Here is a 12,108-nt window from a genome sequence, read left to right on the forward strand (position 1 = left end):
TTTAATTACCCCAGCCAATTTAATTTTCTTTCCTTAAATTGGTTGAATCATTATTGAACCACCTTTATCTGACATGTTACTGTCTCTTCGCCTTGTGAGGCTCGATATTAATAAGACTGTATTAACGCCCTCGTTATCGTCGATAATATAACCCACAAGAACCGCTAGAGGAAATAACGGCTATTCATTCTGAATAGAATTTTATACAAAGGACTATTAGGTATCCACGATGAAAAAGACTCTATTATCTATTATAACTATGGCAACATTAGTCGGTAGCATGGCTGCTTATGCTGCTCCGATAGAAAAAGACATCCCCGTCAGTGCAACAATTAATGGTGAGATTATCATTTTAAACAGTGAAGGCGCTCCGTTTGGGAACGATAATTTAGAGTTGAAGTATAATTCTGCTGACAAAGAACATACATTCGAGGAGCGTATTAGCATAGAAAGTAATACAGGGGATTCTATTAATATCACATACAAAGATGGGCTTATTCTACAAGAAAAAACCAGTGGGGATAATAAAGAATTTAAGAGCGTGACGGTGAAACTTGCAGGTAAAACATTAACTATCGATCAGGCGCAGAAGTTTGATTTGGCTGCTAATAAGTTCGAAGACACGCTCAATATAACAGCCGAACAACCAGATAATGCTAAAGAAAATGAAGTTTATTCTGGAACTCTAAAGCTTAGTATTGAGGCTGGAGTTTAATCATACATAGTACATGCCTGTTTAATTAACCTATACAGTCAGGAGGCTAACTTCCTGACTGTATTACCCTTTGACTTCAATATATAACATAGTGGTTTAATGAAAACCATTAGCACAAATAAATATATTCGTCGGGGAAATATGCCTCTATAAAAAAATTAAATCATTAATAGTGGAATATAATTCAATGGAAAACACTATAATAGCCAGGCCGGCACTCTTATTTATTCTATTACTACAAACATCCAATTCAATATATGCGCAAAATATCACTATTGAGCATTTAGTTCCTGCGGGTTTTTCAGCTATTGACGAGCATAAAACACTGCAATTGCTTGGTATATTCGATGGTAAAGCATTACCTGGCCCAATATTTTTCTCAGAAAGTAAGAATGCATTAAGCTTCGACCCGCAGCAATACCGTAATAACCACATTGATGAGCCTTCAATTGCATTATTAGAACAGATTTTACCTCAAATTCCTTATTTGCAATGTGAAAATGGCTGCGACTATATTTTGTCAAACCATCGCGTCATGTTGGATAAGGTGAATAACGTTGTCACTATCACCAATAACAATAGCCGCTATTTGATGCCGGTTACGACTTGGGGCTTAGTTCATAACCAATCTTTTGACGTACGTATGACCGCAAGAAACTACAGTGCCATGTCTGCCCGTGGGCAGGGTTATCTTGGGCTACCCCTGCAATCTTATGGTTTTGTGCAGTGGTTTTATAACAGCGTTCGCACCAAGAACCATTACCCGTTCGCAGGCCAATCACAGTACCAACAGCAAACACAAATCGGGATGGGCAGTTGGTATCTACAAAAGAACTTCCAAGCCCTCTATTTACGGACGGGTAAACAAAATAATCTCGATAACAGCGCGGGTAGTATTCATACCCTGATCAATCCAGCATTAGACCAATTTATCACCTTAGGTAGCCAGAGCTATTTAGCGCTGGATAAGCCCTCGGCGGGCAGCTTAGTGTTATATGCCACTGTTGATGGTGATTATGAAATCTACCGTGATAACCAATTGATCCGCCGTATTCCCGCACAATTGGGCCGCAACGAAATTGATTATAACCGGCTCCCCGGTGGTTACTACAATATTGATATTCGCCTTGTGGACCATACTGGTCGCGTTGTCAGTCAGGAAAGCCAAACCATCAGTAATATCGGCACACAAACTAATCATGGTTGGTTCCTGACCATGGGTAAAAGTGCAAAAAGAGACAAAAATAAACCTCACCATCTGGCACAATTTGGCCGCAGCATGGCCATACAAAATATTCAAACCAATATCTCGCTACTGGCTGATGATGCGCGCCACTGGGCAGCCGAAGGGAACATATCGCATCCATTAGGTATATCCTCTCTTAATATCACCCCGACTTTAGGTGTGATGTCTGGAGAGAAACGTAGTGGCGGTTATCTGCGCCTAAATGGCGGCAATTCTACGGTGGGATATCTATCTGTTGCGCGCTATCAAACGCCGGATATATCAATATACGCACCAAGTTCCGGCAGTACTTCAGCTTCTTATAGCCGTCGCGTTGGACCAACTCAGCTCAGTTACCAATTCAATCAGTATAAGAATAACCAACAGCATCGTATTCAAAGCAGTTGGAACTGGCGACAACCGCAATTTGGCTTAAATCTGTCCGTTGGCGCACAAAAAGGTGGGCAATGGCATAGCCAAAACAACTACGGGGTGTTTATAAATACCACGCTGTCTCTGCGTCAAAGTAGCGCCAGCATCAACAGCGCCTATACCCGACAACAACTAAGCACCAGTGCCAATTATCAAAAAGAATTTACCGATAACCATGGCACCAGTTCTTTGGGTATCAGTGGCAGCACCAGTGGGAAATCTAATGGCATCGGTACTTTTGCCCAACGTAGCGGCAGTCGTGGAGATATTTCGGCCCGAATGGGGGTAGATAACAAGATAGCCAACGGCGGTATTAGCTATAGCGGTATGGTAGCCATCAGTCCACAAGGGGCGGCGTTAGGGCGCAGTAGCTATAGTGGCTCAGCATTGCTGATCAAAACACCTGAATTATCAGGCACTCCCTACAGCTTCAACGCAGAAGGGAATCCAATAACCGGCGGTGGCCTTTACGCCATACCTATTCCCCGCTATCAAGACCGTTTCTTTGTTCGGACACATAATAATCGCAGTGATCTGGACATGAATATTCAGTTACCGGTGAATATTGTCCGCGCACATCCAGGTCAGGTATTTGTTAGTAAAGCTGATATTACGCTAGACATTCTTTACAACGGTTTTCTTAAAGACTCACAGGGGCAACCTGTTAGTGGAACAATTAAAGAGACCAACGATACCGTGCACCCTAATGGGCTATTTGCCATTAATTCTAACGTCGTGCTGAAAAATATTACGGTCCAAAATGGTTCGGTCCGTTATCACTGCGATATGCAGCAGCAGCGTGACCATATTTACCTTTGTCACTCCAATTAATACCGACGGAAATAACCATGAAATATAATAAATTACTTATAAGTATTACCTTACTGCTGGCCTCTACCACGGCAACTCATGGGCAGTTAATGGCGATACCTATCCGCACGACGGTTGAAGCTATGGATCAACACCACACCGTGCAAGTCTCTAACAGCGGTGATACGCCATTGTATTTGAATATCTCTCTACAGCAGGTAGAGAACCCGGGAATGACCCCAGAAAAAAAGACGCTAATCAGTGATATCGCTCAGCCTGAAATGATTTTTAATCCTAACCGGATCACGTTAGGGCCGAAGCAAAAACGCGATATAAAGTTGCTCCCATTAAAGTCCCCGAAACAGGAAACCTTATACCGTTTGTATATCGATCCAGTCGTCGATATTAAAGCCGTGGGTGACGGAGATAAGGGCAAGATCCACACACCAATTGCTATCAGTGTTGGTTATGGCGTCCTTATCCACCATGTCCCTCCAGCCGCAGCCCATACTCGCCATTGGCAACATCAATGCCTGCCTGATGGGCTAATACTCCGTTCTACAGGTAGCGTCCACAGTAAGTTTGCACAACTGAAATCATCGGATAACACCGCACTTGCAGACAGTCTGAATGTGTATCCGGGTACTCCAATCACCTTATCAGTCAAACAACTTAGCGGGCAGGCTGACAATGAAACCTTTACTCTTCGTTGCAGCTAGCTGGCTGCCACTGAATGCTTTCGCAGTAATAGATATTCAGCCACATGTGTTGGAAATACAACAAACTAGTGCGGAGGTGAATGTTATCAACCGCAGCTCAGTCACTGAGTACATCACAGTTCAGTTGTATCAGATTAATAACCCCGGAGTGCCACCAGACCAAGAATCATTAATCTCTGTTGGAGAGCAACTGCAACCAGCGTTATTTGCCGTGCCATCCAAACTCACTCTCGGCCCCAAGCAGAGCGGTAGAATATTACTTAAAGCACTGCAATCGCCAGATAAAGAACAAATTTATCGGCTATCCGTCATGCCAGAAAAGAACCTACAAGTCAGCGGAGGCCATGGTGGTGCTGTCGGTGTGCAACTGAGTTATATGGGATTGGTCAGGCATCTACCTGCTTCATCACATCCCCAATGGGTACACCACTGCGTTGACGGAAAATTGAAATTACAAAATACCGGTAATACTCGCCTGCATTGGCAACAGTTGAAGACCCAACAGGGGGAAATAGATAATTTTAATCTTTATCCCGAAAAATACCGGCAACTAACCGTCAGCAATCTACAGGGAATAGTTGAAGATGAATTCTTCAGCTTACAGTGCCCTACTAGTTAAAGATTAAGGAGCATTATGAATATTATAAAAATATTGGCCATATTATTATTCATTCCATGGCAGGTTAATTCTGCTGGTACTGAAATTGAGCTTGGCCGTATTGATATCAAATTAGACGTCACCGCACTGCCCATCATTGAGGTTGAAAGACCACAAGGTGGCTGGTACGACAATATCAAACTGGATAATAGCCTGGATAATCCCAATATTTATCAATCTGACGTTCCTGTCACAGTAAAACTACGCAACCAAACGGGATTTCGAGTCTCAGTTAAAAATGAGCTAATACTCACTCGTCAGGCTAATAACGTTGGCGATCCCGAACGGACATTCTCACTTGCTCAAGTATATTGGGGCAAAGAACGCACCAATTTTCGGCAATTAACAGCTGCTCCAGAAACATTTACGGTGGATAAAGGTACATCTAGCTTGGTCAGCACTGACTATATATTGCGTATTTCAGCTTTGGCACCCAGTGAACCAAATAGTACAGGGAAGTATCACGGACAGCTGACATTAATCTTTGAAGTAAATAGCTGACAGACATGGAGAAAGACTAAGTGAACATAAAATATAAACAACTATTAATGGGGTTAATGCTCTTAATGCTGCAACCCACAGCTATCGCTAGCCCCCTTTTTTACAACAACTTTGTTCAAAACTACTCCCATTGTTCAGTAAAACTATTAGATGACAACAGCGTCAAAGTCTCTTTTAAGGTAGATTTGGTTAATAATCTATTTATCCAAGACTCTCCATATCAAAAATCATGGGCAAAATTAATAGGTCTTCCGAGTGATGAAGCAACATATATTGACTTGGCTAGACACAACGCCCTGTTATCACTCTATTTCTACCATGCTGATGGTTCACCCAATGTTAATATTGGTGTTAAGGATCTAAATAACATTTCGCTCAATGGCGCGACACTGGATAGTTCTAATGATAATATTAAAGAGATTAAGTTTAATAGCCACAAGACATTTAATAATAGACATAAAAGCTATGAGGTGTCATTTACAGTTAATCCCAATGTGCTTAAATCTATCCGAATCGGTGCCACCGTTGGAGGCGAGTTAAGTTTTGTTAACGATGATTATATTGATGATGTAGATAAGAAGCCGCGACCGTCGGCATACTCGCTATTTGCATCAAAAGGGGTATCTTTTGGCCCATATGGTAAGGCATGCAAACCTTTTGATCCACAGGCTAATATCGCACCAGACACTTTTAAAGTGGCGCCTAAATTCCAGCTATCTTCCGCAGTATGGCAGTTAGAATCTATCGATCTTGACTCTTTGTTAGAAAGAACCGCTGACAATAATGGTAGCTTACATCTCCGATTGAAAAATGCATCAGCAAATCGCTTCTGTATCAACTATCGCGCGATGGGGGTACAGAATAATAATTATATGATCAGTGCCAGTAATATAAATGCATTAGATAATAGTGGCCAATATTTTCAATTAAAAGAAAACGCAGGCAATAATCTGATTAACTATAACGTAAGATTCGTAAGTGATGAGAACCCTAGCAAAAAATTTGTATTGCCAAAAGATAAAAAATTTATTCAGTTAATAGCAAATAATTACGCGGATAAACAAGAAATGTGCTGGTCGCCCGAAATATATCTTTACCGTACCGATTCCATGGATAAAGGCAGCTACAGCGATACACTGACTTTCACTATCACCCCTGAATCATAGAGTTGATTAAATAATAGAATAAGGCCCATAAGTGGGCCTTAAAAAATCATCTATGAGACTTAACCGCCCAAATAAGCTGAGCGCACTGCCTCATTCGCCAGCAAGGCCGCCCCAGTGTCTTCCAGAACAATACGACCATTCTCAAGTACATAACCACGATCAGCCAGTTTCAGTGCCTGATTGGCATTCTGTTCAACCAAGAAGATAGTCATACCCTCCTCTCTTAGCTGTTGAATAGTATCGAATATTTGCAGAATAATAATCGGTGCCAGCCCCAGTGACGGCTCATCCAGCAACAATAATTTAGGCTGGCTCATCAGCGCACGACCAATCGCCAACATTTGTTGTTCACCACCAGACATCGTCCCCGCCCGTTGAACACGCCGTTCAAACAGCCGTGGGAACAAGTCGTAAACCCGCTCGATACGTTGCTGATATTGTTGGCGATCAGCAAAGAAGCCGCCCATTGCCAAATTCTCTTCAACAGTCATACGGGAGAAGACCCGACGCCCTTCTGGCACAATCGCAATCGCCTCACGCATAATGCGCGCAGTTTGCCAGGCGGTAATATCTTGCTCACCAAAAACAATGCTGCCCTCGGTCGCTCGAGGTTCGCCACACAATGTCCCCAACAAGGTGGTTTTACCCGCCCCATTGGCGCCAATCAGTGTAACGATCTCGCCTTGTTGAATATGCAGGCTAACTTGGTGCAAAGCCTGAATTTTGCCGTAATGGGCTGAAACTTTATTAAATGACAACATGTTATGTTTATGCCTCGCCCATGTTTTATTCGCCCAAATAGGCGCGGATCACATCCGGGTTATTACGAATTTCGGCTGGTGTACCCTGAGCCAGCGGGGTCCCCTGATTGACCACATAAATACGATCAGAAATCCCCATCACCAGTTTCATGTCATGCTCAATGAGCAATACCGACACTTGATGCTGGTCACGCAGTTCCATAATTAACTGATTCAGTTCATCAGTCTCTTTCGGATTCAAACCCGCAGCCGGTTCATCTAACATCAATAATTCAGGGCGGGTTACCATGCAGCGTGCTATTTCTAAACGCCGTTGCTGACCATAAGCCAGATTCCCTGCCTGACGATTAGCCAAATCTAATAACCCAACACGCTCCAGCCAAGTTGCCGCACGTTCCAATGCATCGGCCTCTGCCCGGCGAAAGCCGGGAGTTTTCAACAAGCCAGCAAATACACCGCTTTTAAGATGCTGATGCTGTGCTACCAGCAAGTTCTCCACTACCGTCATTTCACGGAATAATCGCACGTGTTGAAAAGTACGAATGACGCCCATGCGAGCAATCATCTGGCCGGGTAACCCTTCAAGATGACGATCTCGCAACTTAATGGTGCCACCAGTCGGGCGATAAAAACCAGTTAAGCAGTTAAAAATAGTGGTTTTACCCGCCCCATTTGGGCCAATCAGCGAAACAATTTCCCCTTGATTAAGGGTCAGACCAACATTGTTCACCGCCAACAATCCACCAAAACGCATCGACAGCCCTTCAACAGCTAACAAAGGTTGCGTACTCATGCTTGTTCCCCCTGTTTAGCTTTGATATCTGCCACTTTAAGCTTCAGCTGTGGCCGTTTCATTGGCAGCAACCCTTGCGGACGCCAAATCATCATCAATACCATCAATGCACCTAACAGCAACATACTGTACGCATTGAGATCGCGCATTAATTCACGCGAAACCACCAGCAACACAGCAGCCAGAATGACCGCGAACTGCGACCCCATTCCGCCTAATACTACAATCGCTAGCACGAAAGCTGATTCAACAAAGGTGAAAGATTCTGGGCTGACAAATCCTTGACGGGCGGCAAATAACGTACCGGCAAAACCGGCAAAGGCGGCACTGATGGTAAACGCTGTTAGCTTGATTTTGGTTGGGCTGAGGCCCAATGAACGGCAGGCTATTTCATCTTCGCGCAGTGCTTCCCATGCCCGACCTAGCGGCATACGCAATAACCGGTTAATCACGAACAGTGTCAAAATCACTAATAACAGTGCGACCATATACAGGAAAATGATGCGGTCACTCGGGTCATAATTCAGGCCAAAGAAATTGTGGAAGGTATCCCAACCGCCGTCTTTCGCTGTGCGGCTAAATTCCAGGCCAAACAGGGTTGGCTTAGGGATTTGGCTAATACCATTAGGACCGCCGGTAAACTCGGTATTATTGAGCAGCAAAATACGCACAATCTCACCGAAACCCAATGTCACGATCGCCAAATAATCTCCGCGCAGACGCAGAACCGGGAATCCCAGTAGAAATCCTGACAGGGCCGCGACAATACCTGCCAGAGGTAAGCTTTCCCAGAAACCTAAACCATAATAGTGATTTAGCAGAGCATAGGTATAGGCACCAATAGCATAAAAACCGCCATAGCCGAGCACCAGCAAGCCGGATAACCCAACCACGACATTCAGCCCCAAGCCCAACATGACATAGATAAGTGTCAATGTTGCGATATCAACTGAACCGCGAGAAACCAAAAATGGCCAAGCTACCGCGGCGACAATAATTGCGGCAGCTAATAGTTTTTGCCGTGGTGTAGTGCCATCAAAGCTAGGTAACACCCAGGCTGGGCCAGAGACTTTTTTAATGCCTTGCTGAATATATGGGCGCACCAATTGGAAGAAGAAAACCACGATGCAAGCCGCGCCAATCCACAACCAACGGACTTCTGAAGCGCCTTGTACGATAAGTTTGGTGCCGTCTAATTGCAGCTGCAAGCCCATCACAAATGAGGCGAGGACCAGTAACACAAAGCTGGAAAGAATGGCGTTAAGGAAATTGAGTTGTTTCATACTTTTTCAACCTCCGGACGGCCTAAGATCCCGGTCGGCATCACTAGCAAGACGACAATCAACAGCGCAAATGAAACTGCATCTTTGTATTCGGTACTGAGATAAGCAGAGGTTAATGCTTCAGCTACCCCTAGAATCAAGCCACCAATCATCGCCCCCGGAATGCTGCCAATGCCACCCAATACTGCGGCGGTGAAGGCTTTCATGCCGGCCATAAAGCCAATGTATGGGTTAATCACACCATAAAACTGACCCAATAAAACCCCGGCAACAGCAGCCATCAGCGCGCCGATAACAAAAGTCAGCGAAATAACCCGGTCAGTATTAATGCCCAGTAAACTGGCCATTTTTAAGTCTTCAGCACAGGCACGACATGCTCGCCCCATGCGGGAATAACGAATAAACAGTGTCAATGCCAACATAGCCAGGAAGGTGACTATCCAAATAGTCAGCTGCATGGTGCTGATAGTTGCGGCAAAACCATTGGTTTCTGCCAGAGTCCACTGCCCCGTCACCAAACTGGGTAATGCCAGATCACGGGAACCTTGGTTCAAGCTGACATAGTTTTGTAGGAAGATAGACATCCCGATCGCAGAGATCAGTGCAATCAAACGCTTAGAGCTACGAACCGGCTTATACGCCACCCGTTCAATACTCCAGCCATAGGCACTGGCGATCACAATCGAGACAAGAAAAGCGGAGCCGATCAATAACCAGCTGGCATCGATCCCTATCATCATCAATGCGGCGATCACGATAAATGAGACGTAGCTGCTGATCATATACACTTCGCCGTGAGCAAAGTTGATCATGCCGATAATGCCGTACACCATGGTATAACCAATGGCGATCAGCGCATAAGTGCTGCCCAACGTAACACCGTTGAACATCTGCTGCAGAAAATAGAGAAACTGCTCTGACATACCCTAACCCTTTGATTCACTTGCTTGGCTGCCCTAGCCAACTGCGCCGAATCTACTGTGTGCAGAGTGGAAAAATCCCCCCGTAATCTGGGGGGATGCAGTTGGTAAAAGGGGCCGGATTGCTGCGACAGCAACCCTACAACTTGATGATTCTAATATTATTGTTATTTGACTGCGGTAGACGAGCCATCCGCATGCCATTCAAAAATACCGAACTCAAACCCTTTCAGATCGCCTTTTTCATCCCAGCTCAATGGCCCCATCACGGTTTCAACCGGCTTACCGGTTTTCAGATCTTTGACCAAATCAGCAGGTTCCTGGCTGCCACTCCGCTCCATCGCTGTAGTCAGTGATTGCAGCGCAGCATAGGTTGTCCAAACGAACGGGCCAGTTGGATCCAGTTTCTTCGCTTTCAATGCCTCAACGATAGGTTGGTTAGCAGGAACCTGGTCATAACGTTTCGGTAATGTCACCAGCATGCCTTCAGAAGCATCACCGGCGATATTAGACAGTGAGGAGTTACCAACGCCCTCTGGGCCCATGAAGCGGGCTGTCAGACCAGCTTGCTTAGCCTGACGCAGGATTTGCCCCATCTCTGGGTAGTAACCGCCGAAATAAACAAAATCGACGTTCTCTTTCTTCAGACGAGCAACCAGAGTAGAGAAATCTTTATCACCCGCAGTCACACCCTCAAACAGCACAGGCTCTGTGCCCTGCTTTTTCAGGCTGTCACGTACTGAGCGCGCCAAACCTTCACCATATTGCTGTTTATCATGCACAACCGCGATACGTTTAGGTTTGATAGTCTCAAGAATATATTTCGCCGCAGTTGGGCCTTGGTCAGAGTCTAGACCAGTGGTGCGCATAATCATTTTGTAACCACGGGTGGTCAGATCCGCGTTAGTTGCCGCCGGGGTGATCATGATCAGGCCTTCATCTTCATAAATATCTGAAGCAGGCTGAGTTGAGGAGGAGCACAGGTGGCCGATAACATAGCGGATGCCATCGTTAATCACTTTGTTAGCAACAGCCACTGCTTGTTTAGGGTCGCAGGCATCATCGTATTCCACGCCAACCAGTTTATCGCCTTTAATTCCACCTTTGGCATTGATATCAGCAATAGCCTGACGTGCGCCGGTAAATTCCATGTCACCATATTGGGCAACCGGACCGGACATAGCGCCAACAATGGCAACTTTAATGTCTTTCGCCAGCACAGAATGGCTCATCGCCATTGCTATACACCCAGCCAGCAACACTTTACCTTTTGTTAATTTCATCCGCGAATACCCCATCTGTCGTTGTGAACGTGCTTGTTGTGTTTGTCTTAACGTTTTTTATCGTGCTTTAACGTTTTATTCATAAGTAATAATGATTTAGTCTCAAAAGCCATGCATTTTTCTAATAAGACTTTATTTTTCATGTCATTAAACAGGAGTTTTATGCTGTAAATCAACTGAGACAAGCAGAAACAAGCGGTGTAAACAGCATAAAATTAGGATTAAATTGAATGGGTTTCGCACAAATGCTAGTGAGTTGTGCTGGATATGTGATCATTTAGTCTACTAAAACTCGGAAAATGCAGTATCGAAAAAACATTTTCCCCCGTAAACGTACAGAAAAACTTACACAACGCTCTGACCTGTGATCTAGTACAATAAACCACAGCCCCATAACCCTTATCTCTTTGTGGTCTAGCGACGATGAAACTGACTATTGAACGATTAACAACCCTTACTCATCAGGACCTTATCGATTTAGCTAAAATTTGGCCTGAGCAACAACCAGCCCTCTGGCAACAATGGATTGACGATGGTAAGCCCCTCTTCGCCGCACGTTTTAATGAGCGTCTGTTAGGTGCAGTTAAAATCAGGGTGGATGGTGAACAAGCCGAACTTCAGGATTTGTGGATCAGAGAGGTGACGCGTCGTCGCGGAGTGGGGTTATATCTGATTGAAGAAACATTGCGTCAGCTACCAGTAATCAAGCACTGGTATTTAAGTAATGAGCAAGTCACTGCCGAAAACCGTGCAGCAATAGATGGCTTTATGCACGCCAACGGTTTTATCCGCAGTACACAAGGCTGGCAGCGGCAGTCGTAAGGGTAGCGCCGGTGCTACGG

At 44.9% G+C, this 12,108-nt stretch carries 12 protein-coding genes; 7 read left to right on the top strand and 5 right to left on the bottom strand.

The window, feature by feature from the left end:
- Positions 1 to 229 precede the first annotated feature (229 nt).
- From N0H69_RS20715 to N0H69_RS20740, 6 genes are all read left to right on the top strand, one after another.
- Positions 230 to 715 (top strand): CS1 type fimbrial major subunit, encoded by a 486-nt coding sequence (locus tag N0H69_RS20715; protein WP_050135713.1) that lies wholly within the window; start codon positions 230 to 232, stop codon positions 713 to 715.
- Between the two features lie 187 nt (positions 716 to 902).
- Positions 903 to 3,203, top strand: a complete 2,301-nt coding sequence (locus N0H69_RS20720) for a TcfC E-set like domain-containing protein (protein WP_253272126.1) — start codon at positions 903 to 905, stop codon at positions 3,201 to 3,203.
- A 17-nt stretch (positions 3,204 to 3,220) separates the two neighbouring features.
- Positions 3,221 to 3,901 carry a fimbrial biogenesis chaperone gene (locus N0H69_RS20725; protein ID WP_050123880.1) on the top strand — a complete coding sequence of 227 codons (681 nt, stop codon included), beginning with the start codon at positions 3,221 to 3,223 and terminating at the stop codon, positions 3,899 to 3,901.
- Entirely contained in the window at positions 3,873 to 4,520 is a 648-nt protein-coding gene (locus tag N0H69_RS20730) for a hypothetical protein (protein WP_050123881.1), read from the top strand. The genes N0H69_RS20725 and N0H69_RS20730 overlap by 29 nt, the downstream gene beginning before the upstream one ends.
- Positions 4,521 to 4,535: 15 nt before the next feature.
- The gene (locus N0H69_RS20735; protein ID WP_050152138.1) at positions 4,536 to 5,060 is read left to right on the top strand and encodes a hypothetical protein; all 525 of its coding nucleotides are present in this window, start codon (positions 4,536 to 4,538) and stop codon (positions 5,058 to 5,060) included.
- A gap of 20 nt (positions 5,061 to 5,080) precedes the next feature.
- On the top strand, positions 5,081 to 6,226 hold the full coding sequence (locus tag N0H69_RS20740) for a hypothetical protein (protein WP_050152139.1): 1,146 nt from the start codon (positions 5,081 to 5,083) through the stop codon (positions 6,224 to 6,226).
- A 59-nt stretch (positions 6,227 to 6,285) separates the two neighbouring features.
- Here the strand turns inward: N0H69_RS20740 and livF are convergent, their stop codons facing one another.
- The 5 genes from livF to N0H69_RS20765 form a co-directional block, all read right to left on the bottom strand.
- The gene (gene livF / locus N0H69_RS20745) at positions 6,286 to 6,987 is read right to left on the bottom strand and encodes a high-affinity branched-chain amino acid ABC transporter ATP-binding protein LivF (RefSeq protein ID WP_050109743.1); all 702 of its coding nucleotides are present in this window, start codon (positions 6,985 to 6,987) and stop codon (positions 6,286 to 6,288) included.
- 25 nt (positions 6,988 to 7,012) lie between these two features.
- The gene (gene livG / locus N0H69_RS20750; protein ID WP_050152140.1) at positions 7,013 to 7,780 is read right to left on the bottom strand and encodes a high-affinity branched-chain amino acid ABC transporter ATP-binding protein LivG; all 768 of its coding nucleotides are present in this window, start codon (positions 7,778 to 7,780) and stop codon (positions 7,013 to 7,015) included.
- Positions 7,777 to 9,063 carry a high-affinity branched-chain amino acid ABC transporter permease LivM gene (locus N0H69_RS20755; protein WP_050123885.1) on the bottom strand — a complete coding sequence of 429 codons (1,287 nt, stop codon included), beginning with the start codon at positions 9,061 to 9,063 and terminating at the stop codon, positions 7,777 to 7,779. The genes livG and N0H69_RS20755 overlap by 4 nt, the downstream gene beginning before the upstream one ends.
- Positions 9,060 to 9,986: a high-affinity branched-chain amino acid ABC transporter permease LivH gene (livH, locus tag N0H69_RS20760; protein WP_050109737.1), complete on the bottom strand. Its 927-nt coding sequence runs from the start codon at positions 9,984 to 9,986 to the stop codon at positions 9,060 to 9,062. The genes N0H69_RS20755 and livH overlap by 4 nt, the downstream gene beginning before the upstream one ends.
- A gap of 164 nt (positions 9,987 to 10,150) precedes the next feature.
- Complete coding sequence (locus tag N0H69_RS20765) at positions 10,151 to 11,266, bottom strand: branched-chain amino acid ABC transporter substrate-binding protein (protein WP_050109735.1); 1,116 nt, start codon at positions 11,264 to 11,266, stop codon at positions 10,151 to 10,153.
- A 423-nt stretch (positions 11,267 to 11,689) separates the two neighbouring features.
- On the opposite strand from N0H69_RS20765, the gene panM reads away from it, so the two are divergent.
- The gene (gene panM / locus N0H69_RS20770) at positions 11,690 to 12,088 is read left to right on the top strand and encodes an aspartate 1-decarboxylase autocleavage activator PanM (protein WP_050152141.1); all 399 of its coding nucleotides are present in this window, start codon (positions 11,690 to 11,692) and stop codon (positions 12,086 to 12,088) included.
- Positions 12,089 to 12,108 lie beyond the last annotated feature (20 nt).

Origin of the sequence: Yersinia alsatica, from assembly GCF_025133195.1 — a bacterium.
GTDB lineage: Bacteria > Pseudomonadota > Gammaproteobacteria > Enterobacterales > Enterobacteriaceae > Yersinia > Yersinia alsatica.

What these genes read in the sequence shown, in the direction of transcription:
- N0H69_RS20715 (WP_050135713.1), top strand. Translation starts at nt 230, where the DNA reads ATGAAAAAGACTCTATTATCTATTATAACTATGGCAACATTAGTCGGT.
- N0H69_RS20720 (WP_253272126.1), top strand. Translation starts at nt 903, where the DNA reads ATGGAAAACACTATAATAGCCAGGCCGGCACTCTTATTTATTCTATTA.
- N0H69_RS20725 (WP_050123880.1), top strand. Translation starts at nt 3,221, where the DNA reads ATGAAATATAATAAATTACTTATAAGTATTACCTTACTGCTGGCCTCT.
- N0H69_RS20730 (WP_050123881.1), top strand. Translation starts at nt 3,873, where the DNA reads ATGAAACCTTTACTCTTCGTTGCAGCTAGCTGGCTGCCACTGAATGCT.
- N0H69_RS20735 (WP_050152138.1), top strand. Translation starts at nt 4,536, where the DNA reads ATGAATATTATAAAAATATTGGCCATATTATTATTCATTCCATGGCAG.
- livF (WP_050109743.1), bottom strand. Translation starts at nt 6,987, where the DNA reads ATGTTGTCATTTAATAAAGTTTCAGCCCATTACGGCAAAATTCAGGCT.
- livG (WP_050152140.1), bottom strand. Translation starts at nt 7,780, where the DNA reads ATGAGTACGCAACCTTTGTTAGCTGTTGAAGGGCTGTCGATGCGTTTT.
- N0H69_RS20755 (WP_050123885.1), bottom strand. Translation starts at nt 9,063, where the DNA reads ATGAAACAACTCAATTTCCTTAACGCCATTCTTTCCAGCTTTGTGTTA.
- livH (WP_050109737.1), bottom strand. Translation starts at nt 9,986, where the DNA reads ATGTCAGAGCAGTTTCTCTATTTTCTGCAGCAGATGTTCAACGGTGTT.
- N0H69_RS20765 (WP_050109735.1), bottom strand. Translation starts at nt 11,266, where the DNA reads ATGAAATTAACAAAAGGTAAAGTGTTGCTGGCTGGGTGTATAGCAATG.
- panM (WP_050152141.1), top strand. Translation starts at nt 11,690, where the DNA reads ATGAAACTGACTATTGAACGATTAACAACCCTTACTCATCAGGACCTT.